This is a genomic window from Modestobacter sp. SYSU DS0511 (assembly GCF_054050755.1).
This window is the reverse complement of record NZ_JBJGZY010000042.1, coordinates 1-25,243: the sequence shown is the minus strand read 5'-3', so window position 1 is coordinate 25,243 and position 25,243 is coordinate 1. Positions and strand designations below refer to the sequence as shown.

Genomic DNA, 25,243 nt, shown 5'->3' with positions numbered 1-25,243 from the left:
GTTCCCTCTCCCCCAGGTGTGCCGGTCGGCCACCGGTGCCCCGGTACCCGACTCCCCGACGCCCGATCACCGGGCACCGACCACGGAGGCCAGTGCGGCGGCGAGCCGCGCGGGGTCGTGCTGTGGTGTTCCGTCGGACGCAGCGACCGGCGCCAGCACCAGTTCTGCACCGCATCCCTGCACAGCAGACAGGAGACCACGCCGGTCAACAACTGCAGCGGCATCCGCGATCACCGTGTGCAACGACACGCCTCCCAGATGTGCCTGCAGCACGGCGAGGTGCTCCTGGGGCGAGAAGCCGTCGGTCTCGCCCGGCTGCGGCTCCAGGTTCAGCACGACGACGACCCGCGCGGGGCTCGCCGCGAGCGCCGCCCGCAGGCGTGGCACGAGCAGGTGCGGCAGCACGGAGGTGTACCAGGAGCCGGGCCCCAGGCACACCACGTCGGCGCGCGCGATCGCCGCCAGCACCGGCTCGGGAACCGGCGGGTCGGCCGGCGACACCCGGATGTCCCGGACCCGCCCCGGGGTGGAGGCGATGGCGACCTGGCCGCGGATGCGCCGGGTCTCCTGCGGGTCGTCGGGGTCGGTGCTCACCACGGTGGCCACCAGGTCCAGCGGGACCCCGGCCATCGGGAGCACCCGGCCCCGGGCACCCAGCAGCTCCTCCAGCACTCCCAGGGCGCGCACGCTGTCGCCGCCGTACATCTCGGTGAGCCCGGTGAGCATCAGGTTGCCCACCGGGTGGCCGGCGAGCACCCCGCTGCCGCCGAGGCGGTGCTGCAGCAGTTCGGCCACCTGCGGGGCGCTCCCCCCGTCGCCGGCGAGCGCCGCCAGCGCCATCCGCAGGTCACCGGGGGGCAGGACCGGCATCTCCCGGCGGATCCGGCCCGAGGAGCCGCCGTCGTCGGCGACGGTGACCACCGCCGTCAGGTCCGTGGTCAGCCGCCGCCAGGCCGCCAGCGACGCGGCGAGACCGTGGCCGCCGCCGAGCGCGACGACGCGCAGCGGCGCGCCTCCGGGCGCGACCACTACTCGCGCCCCAGGTCGCGGTGCCGAGCGCTGGCCGGCACCCCCAGGGCGTTCAGCCGGCGGGCGAACTCCTCGGCGATCGCGACGCTGCGGTGCTTGCCGCCGGTGCAGCCGACCGCGAGGGTCAGGTAGCGCTTGCCCTCGCGCCGGTACCCGGGGAGCAGCAGGTCGAGCACCCGCATGTAGCCGTCGATGAACTCCGGCGCGTGGTCCTGCGTGAGCACGTAGTCGCGGACCTCGGCGTCCTGCCCGGTCCGCGGTCGCAGCTCGGGCACCCAGTGCGGGTTCGGCAGGAACCGCGCGTCCACGACGAGGTCGGCGTCCAGCGGCAGGCCGTACTTGAACCCGAAGCTGAGCACGGTGGCCACCACCTGCGGCGGGGCGCCGTCCGCGACGAACGCCGCCTCCAGGGTGTCGCGCAGCTGGTGCACGTTCAGGTCGCTGGTGTCGACCCACAGGTCGGCCTCCCCGGCGATGCCGGTGAGCAGCTCGCGCTCGGCCTCGATGCCGTCGATGAGCCGGCCGCTGCCCTGCAGCGGGTGCTCACGGCGCACCGACTCGTAGCGCCTGATCAGCACCTCGTCGCGGGCGTGCACGTACACGACCCGCGGGCGGTGGCCCGCGTCGGACAGCAGCCGGATCGACTCCTCGAGGTCGCTGGAGAACGCCCGGCTGCGCACGTCGACGACGGCGGCGAACCGGCGCAGGTCACCCCTTGCGCCGAGCTCCACCATCGGCTTGAGCAGGGCCGGCGGCAGGTTGTCGACGACGAAGAAGCCGAGGTCCTCCAGCACCCGCCCGGCGCTGTTCTTCCCCGCCCCGGACAGCCCGGTCACGACGACGACGTCCAGCGGTGCCACCTCGGTGCTGGCGCCGTCGGCGGACGGCGGGACGTCGGTCTGCGGCCCGGCGGGGGCGCTGTGGTCGGCCACGCTCATGCCCCCGCCCCGGTACCGGCCCCGGTCGCGAGCTCTGCGCCGGCGGCCGGCCGGACCCGACCCACCTCCGCCATCTCGCCGGCGTCGGCACCGGGGGCGGGCGCCGGCTCGACCTCGGGCTCGGGGTCCGCGGTGGCCGCCGCCGCCGTCGCCGTCGGCTCGGTGACCGCCGCGAGGACCGCCTCCGCGGTGCGCCGGCCGATGCCCGGCACTGCGGTGAGCTCCTCGACGGTGGCGGCCCGTAGCCGCTTGAGCGATCCGAACTGCTTCATCAGAGCCTTCCGCCGGGTCTCGCCCAGCCCCGGCACGTCGTCGAGGAGGGAGACCAGCATCGTCGTCGATCGTCGCTGCCGGTGGTAGGTGATCGCGAACCGGTGGGCCTCGTCGCGCACCCGCTGGAGGAGGTAGAGGGCCTCGGAGGTGCGCGGCAGGATGACCGGATCGGGGTCGTCCGGCAGCCAGACCTCCTCCATCCGCTTCGCCAGGCCGCACACCGCGACGTCGACGATGCCCAGCTCGGCGAGCGAGCGGCTGGCCGCGGCCACCTGCGGGGCACCTCCGTCGACGACCAGCAGGTTCGGCGGGTAGGCGAACCTCCGCGGCCGGCCCTCCTCCGCCGCGACGCCCTGCTCGTCGCGGCGGTCGGCCTCGTCCTTGAGGTGCCGGGCGAACCGGCGCCGGACGACCTCGGCCATCGCGGCGGTGTCGTCGGTGCCCTGGGCGACGGAGAAGCGCCGGTAGTCGGACTTCTTCGCCAGCCCGTCCTCGAACACGACCATGCTCGCCACCACGTTGGTGCCCTGGACGTGCGAGATGTCGATGCACTCGATCCGCAGCGGGGCGTCGGGCAGGTCGAGCGCCTCCTGGATCTCCGAGAGCGCCAGGGACCGGGCGGTGAGGTCGCTGGCCCGCTTGACCCGGTGCCGGGCGAACGACTCCTTGGCGTTGCGCTCGACGGTCTCCATCAGGCTGCGCTTGTCGCCGCGCTGGGGCACGCGCAGGGAGACCCGGGAGCCGCGCAGCTCGCTCAGCAGCTCGGCGTACACCTCGGCATCGTCGGGCAGCTCGGGCACGAGCACCTCGCGGGGAACCGAGTCACCAGCCTCACCGAGGCCGGTCTGCTCGTCGACGCCCCCGTAGACCTGCAGCAGGAACTGCTCGACCAGCTGCCCGGTGCTGACGTCCTCGACCTTGTCGATGATCCAGCCGCGCTGACCTCGGACCCGCCCGCCGCGGACGTGGAAGACCTGGACGGCGGCCTCCAGCTCGTCCTGGGCGAACGCGACGACGTCGGCGTCGGTGCCGTCGCCGAGGACGACGGCCTGCTTCTCCAGCGCCCGTCGGAGGGCCCCGAGGTCGTCGCGCAGCCGGGCGGCCTTCTCGTACTCCATCTGCTCGGCGGCCTCGGCCATCTCCCGCTCGAGCCGGCGGATGATCTGGTCGGTGCGCCCGCCCATGAAGTCGCAGAAGTCGTCGACGATCTCGCGGTGCTCCTCGGGGGTGACCCGCCCGACGCACGGCGCGGCGCACTTGCCGATGTAGCCGAGCAGGCAGGGCCGGCCGATCTGGCCGGCCCGCTTGAAGACCCCGGTGGAGCAGGTGCGGGCTGGGAAGACCCGGGTCAGCGTGTCCAGCGTCTCGCGGATCGCCCAGGCGTGCGCGTACGGGCCGAAGTAGCGCACGCCCTTGCGCTTGGGGCCCCGCATGACCTGCAGCCGCGGGTACTCCTCGTTCAGGGTGACCGCGAGGCTCGGGTAGCTCTTGTCGTCGCGGTACCGGACGTTGAACCGCGGGTCGAACTCCTTGATCCAGTTGTACTCGAGCTGGAGCGCCTCGACCTCGGTGCCGACGACGGTCCACTCCACGCTGGCGGCGGTGGTGACCATCTGCCGGGTGCGCGGGTGCAGACCCCAGACGTCGGCGAAGTAGCTGTTCAGCCGCTGCCGGAGGCTCTTGGCCTTGCCGACGTAGATGACCCGGCCGGCCGGGTCGCGGAACTTGTAGACCCCCGGGTCCTCCGGGATGCTGCCGACCGCCGGTCGGTACGTGGACGGGTCGGGCATGCCCCCAGGTTATGTCGGCACGCCGACACTCCGGCGCCCCGTCGACGACCTGCGGGAACGCTCTCGCCTCGGCCCTCGCAACCGCTCGCCATCCCCCGCCGACGGGCACAGCGGCGAGCGCCGCGCCCATCCCTGGCGGAGCTTGTGCTCTGCTCACCCGAGGTGAGCAGAGCACGAGCTCCGCGGGAGTCCGCTCGGGCCCGGACCCGGCGGCATGGTCGGGCCGGCGACGGCCTGCGGGAACGGCCTGCGGGAACGGCCTGCGGGAACGGCCGAGCCCCGCGCGCCGGTGGGCGCGCGGGGCTCGGTCGGGCCGTCGCCCGGAGAGGGTCAGCTGGCCTTCTTGCGGACCCGCTTCTTCGGCTGGGCCGCCGCGGCGATCGCCGCCGGGTCGAGGATGTCGGCGAGGAACCGGCCGGTGTGGCTCTCCGGCACGGTGGCGACGAACTCCGGCGGGCCCTCGGCGACGACGGAGCCACCGCGGAAGCCACCCTCCGGGCCCATGTCGATGAGCCAGTCGGCGCTCTTGATCACGTCGAGGTTGTGCTCGATGACGATGACCGAGTTGCCCTTGTCGACCAAACCCTGGAGCACCAGGAGCAGCTTGCGGATGTCCTCGAAGTGCAGGCCGGTGGTCGGCTCGTCGAGGACGTAGATGGTGCGGCCGTTGGACCTCTTCTGCAGCTCGCTGGCGAGCTTGACCCGCTGCGCCTCACCGCCGGAGAGAGTGGTGGCCGGCTGGCCGAGCCGGATGTAGCCGAGTCCGACGTCGGTGAGGGTGCGCATGTACCGGGCGATCGCGGGGATCGCCTCGAAGAACTCGGCAGCCTCCGAGATCGGCATGTCGAGGACCTCGGCGACCGTCTTGCCCTTGTAGTGCACCTCCAGGGTCTCCCGGTTGAACCGGGCGCCCTTGCAGACCTCGCAGGGCACGTAGACGTCGGGCAGGAAGTTCATCTCGATCTTCAGCGTGCCGTCGCCGGAGCAGGCCTCACAGCGGCCGCCCTTGACGTTGAAGGAGAAGCGGCCCGGCTGGTAGCCGCGGATCTTCGCCTCCGACGTGCTGGCGAACAGCTTGCGGATGTGGTCCCAGACGCCGGTGTAGGTGGCCGGATTCGACCGCGGCGTGCGGCCGATGGGTGACTGGTCGACGCCGACGACCTTGTCCAGCTGGTCCAGGCCGGTGATGGTGCGGTGCCGGCCGGGCACCAGCCGCGCGCGGTTCAGCTCGTTGGCCAGCGTGGTGTAGAGGATGTCGTTGACCAGGCTGGACTTGCCCGAGCCGGAGACCCCGGTGACGGCGACGAGGCAGCCCAGCGGGAAGGCGACGTCGATGCCGCGCAGGGTGTTCTCCCGCGCGCCCTTGACCACCAGCTCGCGGCCGGGCTGCGGCTGCCGGCGGACGGCCGGGATGGTGATCTCCTTGCGCCCGGACAGGTACTGACCCGTCAGCGAGCGCTCGCTCTCCAGCAGGTCCTGCACGGTGCCGCTGACGACCACCTCGCCGCCGTGCTCACCGGCGCCGGGGCCGATGTCGACCACCCAGTCGGCCTGCTTGATCGTGTCCTCGTCGTGCTCGACGACGATGAGCGTGTTGCCCATGTCGCGCAGCCGGACGAGGGTCTCGATGAGCCGGATGTTGTCGCGCTGGTGCAGCCCGATGGAGGGCTCGTCGAGGACGTAGAGCACGCCGACCAGCCCGGAGCCGATCTGGGTGGCCAGCCGGATCCGCTGCGCCTCGCCGCCGGCCAGGGTGGCCGCCGGGCGGTCCAGGGACAGGTAGTCGAGCCCGACGTCGACCAGGAAGGACAGCCGGGCCTGGATCTCGCGCAGCACGCGGTCGGCGATCACCTTCTCCCGCTCGCCCAGCTCCAGCGCACCGAGCCACTCCGAGGCCTCGCCGATGGACAGCCCGGTGACCTCGGCGATCGACCGGCTGTTGAGCTTGACCGCGAGGATCTCCGGCTTGAGCCGGGTGCCGTGGCAGACGGGGCACGGGACGTCCCGCATGTAGCCCTCGTACTTGTCCTTCATGAACTCGCTGTCGGTGTCCTCGTGCCGGCGCTCGAGGAAGGGCAGCACGCCCTCGAAGGCGGCGTAGTAGCTGCGCTCGCGGCCGTAGCGGTTCTTGTAGCGGACGTGCACCTGGTCCGGGGACCCGTGCAGCACCGCCTTCTGCACCTTGGCCGGCAGCCGCTCCCACGGCGTCGTCATCGAGAAGCCGAGCATGTCGGCCAGCCCGGAGAGCAGCCGCTGGAAGTACTCCTTGCTCATCGAGCCGGCCCACGGCGCGATGGCGCCCTCCTCGAGGCTCTTGGTCGGGTCGGGCACCACGAGGTCGGGGTCGACCTCCTTGCGGGTGCCGATGCCGGTGCACTCGGGGCACGCGCCGAAGGGCGAGTTGAAGGAGAAGGACCGGGGCTCGAGCGCCTCGAAGGACAGCCCGTCGTCGATGCAGGCCAGGTGCTCGGAGAAGGTCCGCTCGCGGGCCGGGTCGTCCTCGGGGAGGTCGACGAAGTCCAGCACGACCAGTCCGCCGGCCAGGCCGAGGGCCGTCTCGACCGAGTCGGTGAGCCGCCGCTTGGCGTTCTCCTTGACGGTGAGCCGGTCGACGATCACCTCGATGGTGTGCTTCTCCTGCTTCTTGAGCGTGGGCGGCTCGGTCAGCGGGTGCACGGTGCCGTCGACGCGGACCCGGGAGAAGCCCTGGGTCTGCAGCGAGCTGAACAGGTCGACGTACTCGCCCTTGCGGGCGCGGACGACCGGGGCGAGCACCTGGAACCGGGTGCCCTCCGTCATCGCCAGCACCTGGTCGACGATCTGCTGCGGCGTCTGCCGGCTGATCGGCTTGCCGCAGTTGGGGCAGTGCGGCTGGCCCGCGCGGGCGTAGAGCAGGCGCAGGTAGTCGTAGACCTCGGTGATCGTGCCGACGGTCGACCGGGGGTTGCGGTTGGTCGACTTCTGGTCGATCGACACCGCCGGGGAGAGCCCCTCGATGAAGTCGACGTCGGGCTTGTCCATCTGCCCGAGGAACTGGCGAGCGTAGGCCGACAGCGACTCGACGTACCGGCGCTGGCCCTCGGCGAAGATCGTGTCGAAGGCCAGGCTGGACTTGCCCGAGCCGGAGAGCCCCGTGAACACGATCATCGCGTCGCGGGGCAGGTCGAGGTTGACGTCCTTGAGGTTGTGCTCACGGGCGCCGCGGACGACGAGCCGGTCCATGTGATCCCTGTCGGTCGCAGTGGTTCTTGCTGGGTGGAACGCCGGGTCCGGCGGGCGGGCTTCCCCTCCGCGGTGTCGGCTGGGTCTCCCGGCCGGACCGGTCAGCCGGTGGCGACGGCGGGCCGGGCGCGGGGGTCGAAGACGGGCGCGTGCCGGCACCAGGGCAGCCGGCGTTCCAGCTCTCCGGCGAGCCACAGTAGTCGGGTCTCGCCACCCGCCGGGCCGACGAGCTGCACCGACGTGGGCAGCCCGGACCGGCCCGGGCCGGCGGGCAGCACGAGGGCCGGCAGGCCGGCCCCGTTCCAGGCGGAGGTCCACGGCGCCCAGCGGGCGTTGGCGGTGATGTTGGCCAGGAAGCCACGCTCGTGCCAGGGGCGGGCGGGCAGCGGCGGGCCGCTGACCACCGGCGTGAGCAGCACGTCGACGTCGGTGAAGAAGTCGGCCATCCGGGCCCGGAAGGCCGCGAGCGCTCCGGGCCGGAGCAGGTGGGCGCGCTGCACGAACCGGCCCAGTCGGGTGTGCACGCGGTGCCGGGGTTCGAGTGCGCGCCGGTCGACCCCCAGGGCGTCGGCGTCGGTGACCGGGCCGGCCAGCCAGCGGGCGACGACCGCCGCCGCGGCGGCCGGGGTGATCGGTGGCTCGCGGCGGACGACCGTGTGCCCGGCGGCCCGCAGCTCGGCGGCGACGGCGTCCAGCGCTGCCCGCCCCGCGGCGTCGAGGCGCACCCCGGGAACCGGGGACCGGGTGGAGACCGCGATCCGCAGCGGCACGGACGGCGGCGACGGCTCGGCCAGGGGTGCGCCGGACAGCACGGCGATGCCGGCGGCGAGGTCGGCGACCGTGGTGGCGAGCACCCCGTGCTCGGCCATGCCGTACCAGCTGTTCGCCCCGACCGCGCCCGGGACGACCCCCGTGCCCGGCTTCAGCGTGACCAGCCCGCAGGCCGCCGCCGGGAGTCGGAGCGACCCCATGCCGTCGTTCCCGTGGGCCAGCGGCACCGCGGCCGCCGCGACGGCCGCGGCGCTGCCGCCGGAGGAGCCGGCGGCCGACCGCGCGGTGTCCCAGGGGTTGCGGCTGACGGTGCCCGGGCCGTCGGTGGCCGAGTAGACGCAGAGCTCAGGTACCCGGGTGATCCCGACGACCACGGCGCCGGCGGCGCGCAGCCGCGCGACGACCGGGTCGTCGGTGGCGGCCGGCGACGGCGTGTGCGCCGCGGACCCCTCGGTGAGCACCTCCCCCGCGACGGCCACGTTGTCCTTCACCGCGACCGGGACACCGGCCAGCGGCAGCCGTGCGCGGTCGGGCGAGGCGTCGACCGCCGCGGCCTCGGCCAGCGCCGCCTCGGTGCGCACCACCCGGAAGGCGCCGACCCGCGGCTCGACGTCGGCCAGGTGCGCCAGGTGCGCCCGGACCACCTCGACCGCGGTCAGCTCGCCGGACCGGACCCGGGCGGCCAGCTCGGTGGCGGGGAGGCCCACGAGGGTGCCCGCCCCCGCCCCGGATCCCGACGCGGGGTCTGCGGGCGCGGCACCTGCACTAGCGTCCATGCGATCGAACCTAACCGTGGCCCCCGACAGTCCTCAGATCGGAGCGGGATGAACGACAGCTACACCGGTGACGTGCGGGTCGGCGGGCCGGCCGACGTCCGCGAGCTGCCCGGGCTGACCATCCGCAAGCTCGCGGTCAGCGAGATGGCGAACAACGCCTACCTGCTCACCGACAGCGGCACCGGCCCGGGCACGGGTCAGGCGCTGCTGATCGACGCGGCGGCCGAGCCGGAGGCGCTGCTGGAGCTGATCGACGCCGCCGACCTCCGCACCGTGGTCACCACCCACGGCCACTGGGACCACCACCGCGCGCTCCCGGAGGTGGTCCAGGCCACCGGCGCGGAGACCGTCGCGCACCCGGCCGACGCCGCCGACCTGCCGGTGCCGGTCACCCACCCGGTCGAGCACGGCGACACGGTCACCGTGGGCGACCAGGTGCTCGACGTCGTGCACCTGCGGGGCCACACCCCGGGCAGCATCGCGCTGGTCTGGCGGGGGCCCGAGGGCGCCGGCACCCACCTCTTCACCGGCGACAGCCTCTTCCCCGGCGGGGTCGGCAACACCCAGTCCGACGCCGCCCGGTTCACCAGCCTCCTCGACGACGTCGAGGCGCGGCTGTTCGGCGTCCTGCCCGATGACACCTGGGTCTACCCCGGCCACGGGGCCGACACAACGCTCGGCGCCGAGCGCCCACACCTCGCTGAGTGGCGCGAACGAGGCTGGTGACCTGGAGCAGGTCCGTCCGGGGCTGGTGCCCGCGCGGGCCAGCCGGTCAGGACGCCACCGGCTCCGGGAGCTGGTCGAGCAGGCGCTCGAGCTTGCGCTGCTCACGCCGGGACAGCCACCCGAGGAGGAGCACGACGGCCCCGATCACCAGGACGCCCGCCGCCAGGTAGCTGGTCCGGACGGCGCCGTCGACGAGCAGCACGGCGAGCAGGACCAGGGACAGTGCGAGGAAGCTGGCGAGAACCCACCTGCGCGCCCGCCGCATGCTCCGCAGCTCGCGGGTGAGCAAGGGTCGCCAGACCGCGGGGTCGGCGTCGTCCGGCAGCCGGCCCTGCTTGGCCGCCCGTTGCAGTTGGCCAAGCCGGTCCAGCCCGCCCATCCGCCGGCTCTGCCACCAGAGGACGACCGAGGCCCCGGCCGCGCCGCCGACGGTCCCACCGAGAGGGCCTCCCCAGTCGACCTGGCCGCCGTTGACGAGCGTGAACGCGCCGACCAGCGCCAGGTACACCGCACCGTAGGTCGCCAGCAGGATGCCGGCGACCACCCACCGCCGACGTCGGCGGGACATCGCCCGTAGCCAGTTCCCCAGCCAGTCCGACACGTCGGTGATCATGGGCCGTGCCGGGTGGCAGCGCCACTCAGCACCCGGGGTCGAGGTACAGCAGGGCGTAGGCGGCGAGCCAGTGCTCGACCATGTAGTCGCTGCCGCTCACGTGCGGCAGCGCCGCCGCGGCGTGCTCCTCGGCGGATGCCCGCAGGGTGGCGACGCGGCGGTCCGAGGACGGCAGGGCACCGGCGAGCCGGCCCAGGCACCACGCCCGGCTCAGGTTCAGCCCGTGCAGGTGCGCGGTCTGCCCGTCGCTCGCGTCGCCGACCACGGCGGGGCCGAACAGCGGCCCGTCGGCGAGGCCGGGCAGGAAGGCCGACAGCCAGGCCGGGAAGTCCGGCACGACGACGGACATGAGCACCGCCTCGACCAGGGACGGCGAGAGGAAGTCCGAGCCGGAAGGCTCCCAGCGCACCGGCGCGTCGGCGTCCGCACCGAACCACCGCCGGGCGGCATCGACGAGCATCCCGTCGGCACCCGCCCGCCGGGTGGCCGGCAGGGCCATCAGCAGGCCGAAGGCGCTGTTGGGGTGCAGCCCGGTGCGCACCGGGTAGGTCGCCGCGGGCAACCAGCGCGCGTAGGCGCCGAGGAAGTGGTCGGCCAGCGGCTGCAGGGTGGCGGCCCACCGCCGCGCGTCGTCCGGGGCGTCGGCCTCCGCCGCCCAGGACGCCGCCTCCTCCACCAGCGTGAGTGCCCAGGCCCAGCCGTAGGGCCGTTCCCACCCGGGGTGCGCCACCGCGTGCGCGACCTCCGCCGCGATCGCCTCCGGCGTCCAGTGCGCGTCGAGCACCGCCCGGACCTCCGCGGCCGGCACCCGGTCACCGGCGACCCGCAGCAGCCGGAGCAGCACCCAGTGCATCTCCACCGCGGAGTGCCAGTCGTAGCTGCCGTAGAACGCGGGGTGCCGGTCACGCGGGCGTACCGGCGCGTCCCCCGCCGCGCGGTAGTGCACGTACAACCCGTTGGGGAACTCCTCCTGGACCGTCCGTAGCGCGGTGGCGGCCAGCTCCGGGGCCGCGGCGCGCAGCTCCGGCGTCACAGCCGGGTGGCCGGGACGCTGAGCGTGTCGTCGCGCCGCCCGCCCGCCTCGCCGTCCACGGAGGCGATCACCGGCTCCTCCCCCACCGCAGCTGCCTGCCCCGCACCGGCCGGGAGCTCGGCGACCCCGGCCCGGTTCTGCGGCGTGGGCAGCCAGCGGGCCCACCAGCGCAGCACGTGCTCCAGCCGGGCCAGCCGGTGCTTGGGCCGGCCGGAGCGGGACAGCTCGTGGCCCTCGCCGGGGAACAGCAGCAGCTCGGTGGGCACGCCGCGGCGCTTGAGCTCCACGTACAGCCGGGTGCCCTGCTCCAGCGGGCAGCGCCAGTCCTCCTCGGAGTGGATGACGAACGTCGGCGTGGTGATCCGGTGCGCGTGCGCGAGCGCCGACTGGGCGGCGACCCGCTCGGGGTCGGTGCCCAGGTACTCGTCGGGGAAGAACCAGCCGATGTCCGACGACCCGACGAAGCTGACCGGGTCGTTGAACGCCCGCTCGCTGATCCCGGCGACGAACCGGTCGGTGCGGCCCAGCAGCAGGGTGGTCATGTAGCCGCCGTAGGAGCCGCCCATCAGCCCCACCCGGGAGGCGTCCAGCTGCGGGTCGGTGAGCGCGTCGTCGAGGAAGGCCAGCACGTCGTCGGCGTCGAGCTCCCCCATGTGCTCCTTGATCACCCGGCCGTGCTCCTGCCCGTAGCCGGAGGACCCGCGCGGGTTGCACATGAGCACCGCGTAGCCGGCCTCGACGTAGGCCTGGGTCTCGTCGAACAGGGTCCAGCCGTACTGGCTGAACGGCCCGCCGTGCACGGTGAGCAGCACCGGGTGCGGCCCGGGCCCGGGCGGGGTGGTCAGCCAGCCGTGCACCGGGTAGCCGTCGGGGGCGGTGGCGGTCCGCTCGCGCATCCGGTGCAGCCGGCCGGTCTCCTGCAGGGGGGCGCCGAACCCGGTGAGCAGCCGGCGTCGTCCGGGGGTGATCGCGATCAGCTCGCCGGCCGACCGGTCGTGCGCGACGGTGGCGACGACGACGCCCCCACCGGCCCCGGTCCCCCGCACCGTGTACGGGCCGTCGATCAGCGCCTCGGGCTCCCCGCCGGCCAGCGGCACCCGCAGCAGCTCGACCGCGCCGCGGCGCTGCACGCCGAACAGCACGCCGTCGGGCGTCACGACGGTCGCCGGGGTCTCGTCGCCCCGGTCGGTGGTCTCCGGGTCGAGCACCGGCGTGACCGGGCCGCCGCCGGCGGGCACCCGGCACAGCGTGGTGTTGCGGCCCACGAAGTCCCGGCCGGTGTCGCCCAGGTCGGGCTGGGCGGCGAACCAGAGGGTCTCCCCCGCCGGGTCCCAGGCAGGGTGGGCGCAGGCCGAGCGGCTCTGCGTGACCCGGCGCAGCCCGGACCCGTCGGGGCGCACCACGAAGACGTCGCTGACCAGGTCGGCGTCGGCCCGCTCGTGGCGGGCGGAGACGAAGGCGAGCAGCGCGCCGTCCGGGCTCCAGGCGACGTCGGCGTCGTCGTGGTCGCCGCCGGTGACCTGAACCGGCTCCGGCAGCGGGACGGCGGTGTCGTCGGCGTCGCCGGGCAGGTCGACGACGAACACGTGGCGGCGCCGGTCGGTGGTGAAGCCGACGTCGTCGCTGCGGTACTTCAGGGTGGTGATCAGGCGCGGCGCCTCCGCCGCCGGGGCGACGTCCTCGTCGGTGCCGTACCGGCCGGCCTCGGGCACCCGGGCCGTGTACGCCAGCCGCCGCGAGTCCGGCGACCAGGCCGGGGCGCCGGCGCCCAGGTGGTGGTCGGTGAGCCGGCGGGGGGCGCCGCCCGCGACCGGCAGCACGTGCAGCTGTGGCGCGCCCTTCGGCTCGGCGGCCAGGTAGGCGAGCCAGTGGCCGTCCGGGGAGAACGCGGGGGCGGAGTCGCGGTGCCCGGCGGTGAGCGGGCGAGCCGGAGCCGACCCGTCGGTGGGCACGGTCCACAGCTGGCTGCGGTACTCGTCGGCGTCCAGGTCCAGCCGGGTCACCGCGACGACCGCGGTCCGCCCGTCGGGGGAGACCGCGGGCACACCGGGGACGCGCAGCAGGGAGAGGTCGGTCGGCCGCATGTCCGCGACGCTAGCCCAGGCCCCGCGCGGGTCAGATGGTGAGCACCGCTAACGGGTGAGGACCTAGGGTGCCCGCATGACGCGACGCGTGTTCTCCGGCGGTCAGGTCCTCGACGGCACGGGCAGCCCGGCCGCGCCCGCCGACGTCGCGGTGCAGGACGGCCGGATCGTGGAGGTCGGTACGGGCCTGGACGGCGACGAGGTCGTCGACTGCACGGGCGCCACGGTGCTGCCCGGCCTGTTCGACTGCCACGTGCACGTGATGCTCAGCGGCGTCGACACGCTGCGGCACCTGCAGACGCCGTTCAGCTACGGCTTCTTCGAGGCCGCGCAGAACCTGCGGCGCACCCTCGCGCAGGGCATCACCTCGGTGCGCGACGCCGGGGGCGCCGACCTGGGCGTGGCCGAGGCGGTCCGGCGCGGGCTCACCGCCGGGCCGCGGCTGCAGATCGCGATCAGCATGCTGTCCCAGACCGGCGGCCACGGCGACGGCTGGCACGTCTGCGGGGCCGAGCTGCCGCTGCTCGGGCCGCACCCGGGCCGCCCGCGGACGATCGTCGACGGACCGGACGAGATGCGCCGCACCGTGCGCGAGCTGCTGCGCGCCGGCGCCGACGTCCTCAAGGTCGCCACCAGCGGTGGCGTGCTCTCCGCCCGGGACGACCCGCGCCACCCGCACTTCCGCCCCGCCGAGCTGGCCGTGCTGGTCGAGGAGGCCGAGGCCGCCGGCGTCGCGGTGATGGCGCACGCGCAGGGCGCGGAGGGGATCAAGGCCGCCGTCCGGGCGGGCATCCGCTCCATCGAGCACGGCATCTACCTCGACGACGAGGCGATCGAGCTGATGCTCGAGCACGGCACCTGGCTGGTGCCCACCCTCGCCGCGCCCCGGGCGGTGCTCACCGCTGCCGACGCCGGTGCGGCGCTCCCCGACGCGGTGGTGGCGAAGGCGCGCGCCGTGCAGGCGGTGCACGACGAGGCGGTGTCCCGGGCCGCCGACGCCGGGGTGCGGATCGCCATGGGCACCGACAGCGGCGTGGGCCCGCACGGGGACAACCTCAGCGAACTCGGACTGATGGCCGGCTGCGGCATGACCCCGGAGCAGGCCTGGCACGCCACCACGCTGTCCGCGGCGCGGCTGCTCGGCGTCGCCGACTCCCTCGGCAGCCTGGAGCCGGGCAAGCGGGCCGACGTCGTCGTGCTGGACGGCGACGCCCGGGACCTGACCGGGCTGGCCGGCCGGGTCCGCGAGGTGTGGCGGGACGGCGAGCTGGTCGCGGCCGGTGGCGCCGTCGTGGAGCCCGGGACGATGCCGCCCCGCTGACCCGGCTCAGCTGCCCCGGGGCTCCTCGACCACCTCGGCGCGGCCGGTCACCGAGGTGTCGGGCACGGTGCGACCGGTCTCGTCGGTCTCCACGGGCGGCTCGCCGGTCACGGCGGCCGGCCCCGACGGGGCCTCCTCGCCGCGGGTCTTCAGCAGGCTGGCCACGGTCGCCACCACGAGGACGACGAGGATCACCGCGAGTGACAGCCAGGTGGGCACGGTGGGCACCGCCTCCAGCGGGGCGCGTTCCCCGGCGAACGGGTACTGGTTCTCGTGCAGCGCCTCGAGGACCAGCTTCACCCCGATGAAGGCCAGGATGACCGCCAGCCCGAGGGACAGGTAGACCAGGCGCTTGAGCAGGCCGCCGAGCAGGAAGTACAGCTGGCGCAGCCCCATCAACGCGAAGACGTTCGCGGTGAAGACGATGAACGCCTCCCGGGTGAGGCCGAAGATCGCCGGGATGCTGTCCAGCGCGAACAGCAGGTCGGTGGTGCCCAGCGCCAGGAACACCACGATCATCGGGGTCCAGAGCTTCGTGCCGTCGCGCTCGACCCGGACCTTGCTGCCGTGGTACTCGGCGGTCATCGGGAGCACCCGCCGCATGCGGCGGATGAGCGCGTTCTCCTCGTAGTCCTCGTCCTCGTCGCGGTGCCGGACCAGGTTGACGGCGGTCCAGACCAGGAAGGCGCCGAAGAGGTAGAAGACCCAGATGAACTGCTCGATCAGGGCGGCACCGGCCAGGATGAAGATCCCGCGCAGCACCAGCGCGATGATGATCCCGACCATCAGGACCTCTTGCTGCAGCTTCCGGGGCACCTGGAAGCGGGCCATGATGATCACGAAGACGAAGAGGTTGTCGACCGAGAGCGAGTACTCGGTCAGCCAGCCCGCGTAGAACTCGGTGGCGAACGCCCCGTCGGTGACGGCGAGCAGCAGCAGCCCGAACAGCAGCGCCAACCCCACGTAGAAGGTGACCCAGGCGGTCGCCTCCTTCACGGAGGGCTCGTGCGGACGACGGGCGACGATCGCGAGGTCGGCGAGCAGCAGGACGGTGAGCCCCACGAACGTCGAGATCTCGAACCAGACGGGGAGCTCCACGTACCGGCACTCTACAAGTCAGTTGCACCAACCACCTGCCAGGACGTGGCGGGGGTTCGTGGTGCGCCCGCCCGCCGGTGCCCCAGGGACACCGGCGGGCGGGTCGTTCAGCTCCGGTCGGGTCGGTCGGACTTGGTGACCGCCGCCTGCCGGGGCTCCGGCAGGCCGTCTTCGGAGGCACGCTCGGGGTCGCCCGGGGCACCGATGTTCCGCCCGGTCCGGTCGGCGCCGGGGTCGCCCGCGCCGGTGCGCTGGGCCCGCCGGGCCTCGTCCTTCTTGTTCTTGCGCAGGCTGGCCACGGTGGTCACCACCAGGGTGACCAGGATGACGACCAGCGACAGCCAGGTCGGGATCTCCGGGATCGCGGTGACGTGCTCACCACCGTTGATGAACGGCAGCTCGTTCTCGTGCAGCGCGTGGATGACCAGCTTGACGCCGATGAACCCGAGGATGACCGCCAGGCCGTAGGCGAGGTACACCAGCTTGTCGAGCAGGCCGTCGAGCAGGAAGAACAGCTGCCGCAGGCCGAGCAGGGCGAAGGCGTTGGCGGTGAAGACCAGGTAGGTCTCCTGGGTGAGGCCGAAGATGGCCGGGATCGAGTCGACGGCGAAGAGGATGTCGGCGCTGCCGATGGCGATCAGCGCGATGGCCAGCGGGGTGATGTGGCGCTTGCCGTCGATCTTCGCGGTGAGCCGGTCGGAGTGGTACTCCTGCGTCGTCGGCAGCACCTTGCGGGTCAGCCGCAGGACGGCGTTCTCCTTGAACTCCTCGTCCTCGTCGTGCCCGCCGCTGCGCGCCTGCGCGATCGCCGTCCAGATGAGGAAGCCGCCGAAGATGTAGAAGACGAAGCTGAAGTTCTCGATGGCGGCGGCGCCGACGAAGATGAACAGCGTTCGCAGCACGAGCGCGAAGGCGATGCCGAAGAGCAGCACCTTCTGCTGCAGCTCCCGGGGCACGGCGAAGCTGGCCATGATCAGCACGAAGACGAAGAGGTTGTCGACCGAGAGGCTCTTCTCGGTGACCCAGCCGGCGAAGTACTCACCGCCGTACGTGCCGCCGGCGAACCAGAGCACCAGCAGTCCGAAGACCAGCGCGATGCCGACGTAGACCGCCGACCAGGTGGCCGACTCCTTCAGCGTGGGGGCGTGCGGGGTGCGGACGTGTCCGACGAAGTCGAACACCAGCATCCCGATGATGGCGGCGACGGTGATCGCCCAGACCCAGAGTGGGACGTCCAACGGATTCCTCCGGTTCACTGGCAGCTGTCAGTACCGGAGGTCTCTCCCGCCGTCCCGGACCCGGGCCGACCGACAGGGCCGGGGTCGGGGCGACCCGTGCTGACGACCACTGCCGCGCAGGGATACTCCCCTCCACGTCGGACCATGTCACCACCGGCAGCAGCCGCGCCGCTACTCGAGCGCCCGCAGTGGGGGTCCGCTGCCGCCCAACGCGCGAACCGCCCGGGGAGTTCCCGCCCCACCCGGCCTCCTCGCAGGGGCCCGCCGCGAGCCTCGGACGGCCTCGTCCGGAGGCTCGCCCGAGCTTGCGAGGGATGAGGGGGACGAGGCCCTTCTCGGGGGGCGAGGGGGTCCTTCTTCAGGCGTGTGCGGCGTCGAGCTGGCGCAGTTCCTTCTTCAGCTCGGTCAGCTCGTCGCGCAGCCGCGCGGCGACCTCGAACTGGAGCTCCCGGGCGGCGGCGAGCATCTGGTCGTTCATCTGCGTGATCATGTCGGCGAGCTCGTTGCGCGGCAGCCCCTGCACGTCGATCGAGCCGGGCTTGCCCTTGCTCTTCGACGAGAGCCCGGGCACGGGGGCCTTGCCGCGGGACTGCTGCCGCCCCGAGCCGCCGATCAGCTCGGTGGCGCTCTCCGTGTCCTCGGCGGCCTGGTAGATGCCGTCGAGGATGTCGACGATCTTCTTGCGCAGCGGCTGCGGGTCGATGCCGTGCTCGGTGTTGTAGGCGATCTGCTTCTCGCGGCGCCGGTTGGTCTCGTCGATCGCCTGCGCCATCGACGGGGTGATCTTGTCGGCGTACATGTGGACCTGCCCGGAGACGTTGCGCGCCGCCCGGCCGATCGTCTGGATCAGCGAGGTGCCGGACCGGAGGAAGCCCTCCTTGTCGGCGTCGAGGATCGCCACCAGGGACACCTCGGGCAGGTCGAGCCCCTCGCGCAGCAGGTTGATGCCGACCAGCACGTCGTACTCCCCCTGCCGCAGCTCGCGCAGCAGCTCGACGCGGCGCAGGGTGTCGACCTCGGAGTGCAGGTACCGCACCTTGATGCCCAGCTCGAGCAGGTAGTCGGTGAGGTCCTCGGACATCTTCTTGGTCAGCGTGGTGACGAGGATGCGTTCGTCCCGCTCGACCCTGACCCGGATCTCGTGCACCAGGTCGTCGATCTGGCCCTTGGTCGGCTTGACCACGACCTCCGGGTCGACCAGGCCGGTCGGCCGGATGACCTGCTCGACGACGTCGCCCTGCACCCGGCCCAGCTCGTAGTTCCCCGGCGTCGCGGAGAGGTAGACGGTCTGGTGGATGCGGTCGGTGAACTCCTCCCACTTCAACGGCCGGTTGTCCATCGCCGAGGGCAGCCGGAAGCCGTGCTCGACCAGCGTGCGCTTGCGGCTCATGTCGCCCTCGTACATGCCGCCGATCTGCGGCACCGTCACGTGCGACTCGTCGATGACCAGCAGGAAGTCGTCGGGGAAGTAGTCGATGAGGCAGGCGCCGGCGCTGCCGGGAGCGCGCCCGTCGATGTGCCGCGAGTAGTTCTCGATGCCGGAGCAGAAGCCGACCTGGCGCATCATCTCGATGTCGTAGGTGGTGCGCATGCGCAGCCGCTGGGACTCCAGCAGCTTCCCCTGCCGGTCGAGCTCGGCCAGCCGCTGCTCCAGCTCGGCCTCGATCGTGGCGATCGCCCGCTCCATCCGCTCCGGGCCGGCGACGTAGTGGGTGGCCGGGAAGACGAACAGCTCCTCGACCTCGCGGACGACCTCGCCGGTGAGCGGGTGCAGGTAGTAGAGCCGCTCGACCTCGTCGCCGAACATCTCGATCCGGACCGCCAGCTCCTCGTAGACCGGGAAGACCTCGATCGTGTCGCCGCGCACCCGGAACGTGCCCCGGGTGAAGGCCAGGTCGTTGCGCGTGTACTGCTCGGTGACCAGCGTGCGCAGCAGCTCGTCGCGGTCGCGGTCCTCCCCGACCTTGATCTTCAGCGCCCGGTCGACGTACTCCTCCGGCGTCCCGAGGCCGTAGATGCAGGAGACGGTGGAGACGACGATGACGTCGCGCCGGGTGAGCAGGCTGTTCGTCGCCGAGTGGCGCAGCCGCTCCACCTCCTCGTTGATCGAGGAGTCCTTCTCGATGTAGGTGTCGGTCTGCGGGACGTACGCCTCGGGCTGGTAGTAGTCGTAGTACGAGACGAAGTACTCCACCGCGGCGTCGGGCAGCAACTCGCGGAACTCGTTGGCCAGCTGCGCCGCGAGGGTCTTGTTGGGCGCCATCACCAGCGTGGGGCGCTGCACCTGCTCGATCAGCCAGGCCGTGGTGGCCGACTTGCCGGTGCCGGTGGCGCCGAGCAGGACCGTGTCCGTCTCCCCCGCGTTCACCCGCTCGGCGAGGGCCTTGATCGCCGCCGGCTGGTCGCCCGAGGGCTCGAACTCGCTGACGACCCGGAACCGGCCCTGGGTGGGCCGCAGCTCGGTGGATGTGCGCACGGCGTCGACGGTACGACGGGGGTGCGACAGAACGATCCGCGGCGACCGTCCGGGCCGGCAGCCCGACCATGATCGTCATCCGGGGCCGGAGTTGGCACACTGCGGGGCGACCTGCCCGGAACACCGCGACGACGTGTCCCGCCCACCCGCACAGTGGTGGAGGCGACAGGTGTGATCGGGGTCCTTTCCGGGCATCCGACGGCGAACCCCCGGCTCGGTCACGGACCAGGGGTGTGACGCCAGCCCCCGTCCCGGGGGGCCTCAGCCAGGAGGACGAGCTCTCCCATGACCACCCAGGTGTGGCCCGGTTCCGACTACCCGCTCGGTGCGACGTACGACGGCACCGGCACGAACTTCGCCCTCTACAGCGAGGTCGCCGAGAAGGTCGAGCTCTGCCTGTTCGACGACCAGGGCAACGAGGAGCGCGTCCGGCTCCCCGAGCGCGACGCGTTCGTCTGGCACGCCTTCCTCCCGGGGATCCAGCCCGGGCAGCGCTACGGCTACCGGGTGTACGGCCCCAACGACCCGGCGCAGGGCCTGCGCTGCAACCCGAACAAGCTGCTGCTCGACCCCTACGCCAAGGCGATCGACGGGCAGATCGACTGGGACGAGTCGGTCTTCGGCTACCACTTCGAGTCCGGTGAGCGGAACGACGAGGATTCCGCGGCGCACATGCCGAAGTCCGTCGTCGTCAGCCCGTTCTTCGACTGGGGCACCGACCGGCCGCCGAAGACCCCGTACCAGAAGACCGTCATCTACGAGGCCCACGTCAAGGGGCTGACGATGACCCACCCGCGGGTGCCGGAGGAGCTGCGCGGCACCTACGCCGGCATCGCCCACCCGGCGGTCATCGAGCACCTGACCGACCTCGGGGTCACCGCCATCGAGCTGATGCCGGTGCACCAGTTCGTGCAGGACGACACCCTGTTGCAGAAGGGCCTGCGCAACTACTGGGGCTACAACACGATCGGCTTCTTCGCCCCGCACAACGAGTACGCCCAGTCGACCGACGGGCAGCAGGTGCAGGAGTTCAAGGGCATGGTCCGCGCGCTGCACGAGGCGGGCATCGAGGTCATCCTCGACGTGGTCTACAACCACACCGCCGAGGGCAACCACCTGGGCCCGACGCTGTCGTTCAAGGGCATCGACAACCGGGCCTACTACCGGCTGGTCGAGGGCGACGAGCAGTACTACATGGACACCACCGGCACCGGGAACTCGCTCAACGTCCGCGACCCGCAGTCGCTGCAGCTGATCATGGACTCGCTGCGCTACTGGGTCACCGAGATGCACGTCGACGGCTTCCGCTTCGACCTGGCCTCCACCCTGGCCCGCCAGTTCCACGAGGTCGACCGGCTGTCCGCCTTCTTCGACCTGGTGCACCAGGACCCGATCGTCAGCCAGGTGAAGCTGATCGCCGAGCCCTGGGACGTCGGGGACGGCGGCTACCAGGTCGGCAACTTCCCGGCGCTGTGGACCGAGTGGAACGGCAAGTACCGCGACAGCGTCCGTGACTACTGGCGCGGCGAGGAGGGCACCCTCGGCGAGTTCGCCAGCCGCATCTCCGGCTCGGCCGACCTCTACCAGCACGCCGGCCGCCGGCCGGTGGCGAGCATCAACTTCGTCACCGCCCACGACGGGTTCACCCTGAACGACCTGGTCTCGTACAACGAGAAGCACAACGAGGCCAACGGCGAGGGCAACAACGACGGCGAGAGCCACAACCGCAGCTGGAACTGCGGCGTCGAGGGCCCGACGAAGGACCCCGAGGTGCTCGAGCTGCGGGCCCGCCAGCGCCGCAACTTCATCGCCACGCTCATGCTCAGCCAGGGCGTGCCGATGCTGCTGCACGGCGACGAGCTGGGTCGCACCCAGCGCGGCAACAACAACGGCTACTGCCAGGACTCCGAGCTGACCTGGATCGACTGGGAGAACGTCGACGAGGGGCTGCTGGAGTTCACCAAGCTGGTCACCCGGCTGCGCACCGACCACCCCACGTTCCGCCGTCGGCGGTTCTTCCACGGGCGCCCGGTGCCGTGGGAGGAGACCGACCCGCAGCAGGACATCGCCTGGCTGGGGGCCGACGGCGAGCCGATGGACGACGCCGACTGGTCCGACGGCTCCGCCAAGTCGCTGGCGATGTACCTCAACGGCCACGGCATCCGGGAGATGGACGACCGCGGCGAGTACGTCAGCGACGACCACTTCTACCTGGCGTTCAACGCCTCGCACGAGGCGATCGACTTCACCCTGCCCGGCGTCGACTACGCGGAGGAGTGGACGCTCGTCGTCGACACCGCCGAGCTGGGCGAGGTCGAGCCGGTCGCGGTGAAGGCCGGCGGGAAGGTCACCCTGCGTCCTCGGTCGACGGTCGTGCTGCAGGCGGCCGCGTCGTGACGACGCCGTCCACCGGCGAGCGCCGGGACGTGCCCTCGAGCACCTACCGGCTGCAGGTGACCGCCGACTTCACGCTGGACGACGCGGCGTCGGTGGCCGGCTACCTGGCCGACCTCGGGGTGAGCCACGCCTACTCGTCCCCGCTGCTGCGGTCGGCGGCGGGCAGCACGCACGGCTACGACACCACCGACCACGCGCACGTCGACGAGCCGCGGGGCGGCCGCGAGGGCCTGGACCGGTTCGTGGCCCGCCTGCACGAGCACGGCCTCGGGCTGGTGCTGGACCTCGTGCCCAACCACATGGGCGTCTCCGACGCGCACGAGTCCGGGTGGTGGTGGGACCTGCTGAAGCACGGTCGAGGGTCCGCGCACGCCGACGCCTTCGACGTCGACTGGGACTTCGGCGGCGGGCGGGTGCGCATCCCGGTGCTGGGCAGTGCGGACGACGTGACGCAGCTGCAACTGGTGGAGGTCGACGGCGAACTGGAGCTCCACTACTACGACAACCGCTTCCCGGTGGCGCCGGGCACGGGTCGGGCCGGGGACGACCCGGTCGCGGTGCACGACCGGCAGCACTACGAGCTGGTCGACTGGCGCCGCGCCGACGACCAGCTCAACTACCGGCGGTTCTTCGCGATCAACACCCTCGCCGGGCTGCGGGTGGAGGACCCGGAGGTCTTCCGGGCCACCCACGCGCTGATCGTGGAGCTGGTCGAGCAGGGATCGGTCGACGCGCTGCGGATCGACCACCCCGACGGCCTCGCCGACCCCAAGGGCTACCTGGACTCCCTGGCCGCGGCGACCGGCGAGCGGTGGACCGTGGTGGAGAAGATCCTCGAACCCGGTGAGGAGCTGCCGGGCAGCTGGAAGACGGCCGGGACGACGGGCTACGACGCGCTCACCGAGGTGGACGGGGTGCTGGTCGACCCGGCCGGCGAGCCGGCGTTCACCGCGCTGGACACCGAGCTGGCCGGGCACCGGGTCGACTACGCGCAGCTCGTGCACGACTGCAAGCGCGAGGTCACCGACGGGATGCTCGGCTCGGAGGTGGCCCGGCTCCAGCGGATCGTCGGCGACCTGCCGGGCATGCCGCGCGAGCAGGTGACCGAAGGGCTGGCCGAGCTGCTGGCCTCCTTCCCGGTGTACCGCAGCTACCTGCCCGACGGCCGGGAGCACCTGGACGAGACGGTCGCCGCGGTCAAGCTGCGGCGGCCCGACCTGGCCGCCGCCGTCGACGCACTGCACCCGCTGCTCGGGTCGGCCGGCACCGAGCTGGCCACCCGCTTCGAGCAGACCACCGGTCCGGTCATGGCCAAGGGCGTGGAGGACAGCGCCTACTACCGGTGGGCGCGGTTCGTGGCGCTCAACGAGGTGGGTGGCGACCCGGCGCGGTTCGGCAGCTCGGTCGCGGAGTTCCACGCGGCGCAGCAGCACCGGCAGCAGGTCAAGCCGGCGTCGATGACCACGCTGTCCACGCACGACACCAAGCGCAGCGAGGACGTCCGCGCCCGGCTGGCGGTGCTGGCCGAGATCCCGACCGAGTGGGCCGGCCTGGTGCGCGGCTGGCTGGGCCGGCACCCGCTGGCCGACCGGTCGCTGGCGCACCTGGTGTGGCAGAACCTGGTCGGCGCCTGGCCGCTGTCCCGCGAGCGGGCGCACGGCTACGTGGAGAAGGCGGCGCGCGAGGCCGGCACCTCGACCACCTGGACCAACCCGGTGCAGGAGTTCGAGGACCAGTTGCACGCGCTGGTCGACGCGGCCTACGACGACCCGACCACGCACGCCGAGATCGAGGCGTTCGTCGCGCGGATCGCGCCGTTCGGCTGGTCGAACTCGCTGTCGCAGAAGCTGCTGCAGCTGACCATCCCCGGCGTCCCGGACGTCTACCAGGGCACCGAGCTCTGGGACTTCTCCCTGGTCGACCCGGACAACCGCCGTCCGGTCGACTACGGCCTGCGTCGCCGGCTGCTGGCCCGGCTCGACGAGGGGTGGGTGCCACCGGTCGACGAGGAGGGCGCCGCGAAGCTTCTGGTCGTCTCCCGCACCCTGCGCCACCGGCGGGAGCACCCGGACGCCTTCGCCGGGTACACCCCGGTGCAGGTGACCGGGGCCGCGGCCGACCACGCCGTCGCCTTCGACCGCGGTGGTGCGGTGACCGTAACGACCCGCCGGCCGGTGCGCCTGGCCGAGTCCGGCTGGGGCGACACCGGGCTGGCGCTGCCCACCGGTGCGTGGCGCGACCTGTTCACCGGCGCCCGCGTGGTCTCCGACGCCGGCGGCGTCCGGGTCGAGCAGCTGCTCTCCCGGCTGCCGGTGGCCCTGCTGGTCCGCGACTGACGCCGGCCCCCTCGCCCCCACCGCTCGCGAACTCGCGGCGGGCCCCGGCACGGGGCGGGGGCGCCGGGCTGGCGCGGACTCAGGCGTCTCGGATCCCGACCGTCCGTACACGGTCGTCGACGGGCGGTGAGCAGGCCCGGGCCTGTCGCCGATGAGCCTGCGGGACAGCCGACAGGCACCTAGCGTCGGTCGGGTGCCCGGGCGTTCCCGGCCGGGCACGGCACCGGACCGCCCAGCCCCGTCCGCCGGTGACCTCAACCGAACCCCAGGACGGGGGCGGGGGACCCATCTCCGGCGCGACCGCACGACCGTGCGCGCGCCTCGGGGTGAAGCCGTTCCGCACGTCCGGCGCCCGGCTCCCGAGCCGGGGCGCCGGCGCGTGCGCGCGGCCGGGCACCGATCGCCCGAACCCGACAGCTCACCTCGCAGGCGGCGATCGGAGGATCCCCATGCCCGAGTCCACCCGTACCCGCCGACTGATCCGCCGCGGCGCCCTCACCACCGGTGCTGCCGCCCTGGCGGTCGGCGCCTTCGCCACCCCGGCGTCCGCCGCGCCGCAGCACGACTGGAGCGGTGTCGCCGAGTGCGAGTCCGGCGGCGACTGGAGCATCAACACCGGCAACGGCTACTACGGCGGCCTGCAGTTCTTCCAGCCCACCTGGGAGGGCTACGGCGGCCTGGAGTTCGCGCCCCGCGCCGACCTGGCGTCCCCGGCGCAGCAGATCGCCGTCGCCGAGCGGGTGCTCGACGGCCAGGGCGTTGGCGCGTGGCCGGTCTGCGGGCAGTACCTGACGGAGGGGACGACGCCCGTCGCCGCCGCTCCGGCTCCGGCTCCCGCTCCCGCTCCCGCACCGGCCCCGGCCCCGGCCCCGGCGGGGGCGACGTACACGGTCGCGCCGGGCGACACGCTCGGCAAGATCGCGGCCGCGCACGGCACCAGCTGGCAGCAGCTGTTCGAGCAGAACCGCGACGTCGTGAGCAACCCGCACGTGATCCACGTCGGCCAGGTCCTGTCCGTCTGATCGGCCGGGGGGGGGGGGGGGGGGGGGGGGGGGGGGGGGGGGGGGGGGCGGGGGGGGGGGGGGGGGGGGGGGGGGGGGGGGGGGGGGGGGGGTGGGTGTG

Annotated in this window: 16 protein-coding genes; 5 read left to right on the top strand and 11 right to left on the bottom strand. The window is 73.1% G+C overall.

Going from position 1 to position 25,243, the window contains the following annotated elements; all coding sequences use genetic code 11:
• Positions 1-66: 66 nt before the first annotated feature.
• From ACI783_RS17035 to ACI783_RS17015, 5 genes are all read right to left on the bottom strand, one after another.
• Positions 67-1,029, bottom strand: coding sequence for a gluconeogenesis factor YvcK family protein (locus tag ACI783_RS17035; protein ID WP_457085363.1), 963 nt, complete (start codon positions 1,027-1,029; stop codon positions 67-69).
• Positions 1,029-1,967: an RNase adapter RapZ gene (gene rapZ, locus ACI783_RS17030; protein WP_457141544.1), complete on the bottom strand. Its 939-nt coding sequence runs from the start codon at positions 1,965-1,967 to the stop codon at positions 1,029-1,031. Before rapZ ends, ACI783_RS17035 begins: the two co-directional genes overlap by 1 nt.
• Positions 1,964-4,030, bottom strand: a complete 2,067-nt coding sequence (gene uvrC, locus ACI783_RS17025; RefSeq protein WP_457141543.1) for an excinuclease ABC subunit UvrC — start codon at positions 4,028-4,030, stop codon at positions 1,964-1,966. The genes rapZ and uvrC overlap by 4 nt, the downstream gene beginning before the upstream one ends.
• A 330-nt stretch (positions 4,031-4,360) precedes the next feature.
• Positions 4,361-7,252 (bottom strand): excinuclease ABC subunit UvrA, encoded by a 2,892-nt coding sequence (uvrA, locus tag ACI783_RS17020; RefSeq protein ID WP_457141542.1) that lies wholly within the window; start codon positions 7,250-7,252, stop codon positions 4,361-4,363.
• Positions 7,253-7,353: 101 nt separating this feature from the next.
• Positions 7,354-8,799 carry an amidase gene (locus ACI783_RS17015; RefSeq protein ID WP_457141541.1) on the bottom strand — a complete coding sequence of 482 codons (1,446 nt, stop codon included), beginning with the start codon at positions 8,797-8,799 and terminating at the stop codon, positions 7,354-7,356.
• Positions 8,800-8,847: 48 nt separating this feature from the next.
• Between ACI783_RS17015 and ACI783_RS17010 the strand changes: the two genes are divergently transcribed.
• On the top strand, positions 8,848-9,525 hold the full coding sequence (locus tag ACI783_RS17010) for an MBL fold metallo-hydrolase (RefSeq protein WP_457141540.1): 678 nt from the start codon (positions 8,848-8,850) through the stop codon (positions 9,523-9,525).
• Positions 9,526-9,571: 46 nt separating this feature from the next.
• On the opposite strand, the gene ACI783_RS17005 is transcribed toward ACI783_RS17010, so the two are convergent.
• Genes ACI783_RS17005 through ACI783_RS16995 form a run of 3 tightly spaced genes read right to left on the bottom strand, consistent with a single transcriptional unit; the run spans position 9,572 to position 13,255 of the window.
• Positions 9,572-10,138 carry a hypothetical protein gene (locus ACI783_RS17005; protein WP_457141539.1) on the bottom strand — a complete coding sequence of 189 codons (567 nt, stop codon included), beginning with the start codon at positions 10,136-10,138 and terminating at the stop codon, positions 9,572-9,574.
• 25 nt (positions 10,139-10,163) lie between these two features.
• Entirely contained in the window at positions 10,164-11,171 is a 1,008-nt protein-coding gene (locus tag ACI783_RS17000; RefSeq protein ID WP_457141538.1) for a DUF2891 family protein, read from the bottom strand.
• The gene (locus tag ACI783_RS16995) at positions 11,168-13,255 is read right to left on the bottom strand and encodes a prolyl oligopeptidase family serine peptidase (RefSeq protein ID WP_457141537.1); all 2,088 of its coding nucleotides are present in this window, start codon (positions 13,253-13,255) and stop codon (positions 11,168-11,170) included. The genes ACI783_RS17000 and ACI783_RS16995 overlap by 4 nt, the downstream gene beginning before the upstream one ends.
• 76 nt (positions 13,256-13,331) lie before the next feature.
• Here ACI783_RS16995 and ACI783_RS16990 point away from each other — a divergent pair, with 76 nt between their 5' ends.
• Positions 13,332-14,576, top strand: coding sequence for an amidohydrolase family protein (locus tag ACI783_RS16990; RefSeq protein WP_457141536.1), 1,245 nt, complete (start codon positions 13,332-13,334; stop codon positions 14,574-14,576).
• 6 nt (positions 14,577-14,582) lie between these two features.
• On the opposite strand, the gene ACI783_RS16985 is transcribed toward ACI783_RS16990, so the two are convergent.
• The 3 genes from ACI783_RS16985 to uvrB all read right to left on the bottom strand — a co-directional run bounded on the left by ACI783_RS16985 (position 14,583) and on the right by uvrB (position 19,388).
• Complete coding sequence (locus ACI783_RS16985) at positions 14,583-15,674, bottom strand: TerC family protein (protein WP_457141535.1); 1,092 nt, start codon at positions 15,672-15,674, stop codon at positions 14,583-14,585.
• Between the two features lie 107 nt (positions 15,675-15,781).
• Positions 15,782-16,912: a TerC family protein gene (locus ACI783_RS16980; RefSeq protein ID WP_457141534.1), complete on the bottom strand. Its 1,131-nt coding sequence runs from the start codon at positions 16,910-16,912 to the stop codon at positions 15,782-15,784.
• Positions 16,913-17,270: 358 nt separating this feature from the next.
• A complete protein-coding gene (gene uvrB, locus ACI783_RS16975; RefSeq protein WP_457141533.1) occupies positions 17,271-19,388 on the bottom strand; it encodes an excinuclease ABC subunit UvrB in 2,118 nt (705 codons plus the stop codon).
• Between the two features lie 285 nt (positions 19,389-19,673).
• Here uvrB and glgX point away from each other — a divergent pair, with 285 nt between their 5' ends.
• The 3 genes from glgX (at position 19,674) to ACI783_RS16960 (ending at position 25,143) form a co-directional block, all read left to right on the top strand.
• The gene (glgX, locus tag ACI783_RS16970) at positions 19,674-21,785 is read left to right on the top strand and encodes a glycogen debranching protein GlgX (RefSeq protein WP_457141532.1); all 2,112 of its coding nucleotides are present in this window, start codon (positions 19,674-19,676) and stop codon (positions 21,783-21,785) included.
• A complete protein-coding gene (gene treY / locus ACI783_RS16965) occupies positions 21,782-24,121 on the top strand; it encodes a malto-oligosyltrehalose synthase (RefSeq protein WP_457141531.1) in 2,340 nt (779 codons plus the stop codon). Before glgX ends, treY begins: the two co-directional genes overlap by 4 nt.
• 449 nt (positions 24,122-24,570) lie before the next feature.
• Positions 24,571-25,143 (top strand): LysM peptidoglycan-binding domain-containing protein, encoded by a 573-nt coding sequence (locus tag ACI783_RS16960; RefSeq protein WP_457141530.1) that lies wholly within the window; start codon positions 24,571-24,573, stop codon positions 25,141-25,143.
• The last annotated feature ends 100 nt before the right edge of the window (positions 25,144-25,243 follow it).

Coding starts and splice junctions, on each gene's coding strand:
- rapZ (WP_457141544.1), bottom strand. CDS start 1,967: ATGAGCGTGGCCGACCACAGCGCCCCCGCCGGGCCGCAGACCGACGTC.
- uvrC (WP_457141543.1), bottom strand. CDS start 4,030: ATGCCCGACCCGTCCACGTACCGACCGGCGGTCGGCAGCATCCCGGAG.
- uvrA (WP_457141542.1), bottom strand. CDS start 7,252: ATGGACCGGCTCGTCGTCCGCGGCGCCCGTGAGCACAACCTCAAGGAC.
- ACI783_RS17015 (WP_457141541.1), bottom strand. CDS start 8,799: ATGGACGCTAGTGCAGGTGCCGCGCCCGCAGACCCCGCGTCGGGATCC.
- ACI783_RS17010 (WP_457141540.1), top strand. CDS start 8,848: ATGAACGACAGCTACACCGGTGACGTGCGGGTCGGCGGGCCGGCCGAC.
- ACI783_RS17005 (WP_457141539.1), bottom strand. CDS start 10,138: ATGATCACCGACGTGTCGGACTGGCTGGGGAACTGGCTACGGGCGATG.
- ACI783_RS16995 (WP_457141537.1), bottom strand. CDS start 13,255: ATGCGGCCGACCGACCTCTCCCTGCTGCGCGTCCCCGGTGTGCCCGCG.
- ACI783_RS16990 (WP_457141536.1), top strand. CDS start 13,332: ATGACGCGACGCGTGTTCTCCGGCGGTCAGGTCCTCGACGGCACGGGC.
- glgX (WP_457141532.1), top strand. CDS start 19,674: ATGACCACCCAGGTGTGGCCCGGTTCCGACTACCCGCTCGGTGCGACG.
- ACI783_RS16960 (WP_457141530.1), top strand. CDS start 24,571: ATGCCCGAGTCCACCCGTACCCGCCGACTGATCCGCCGCGGCGCCCTC.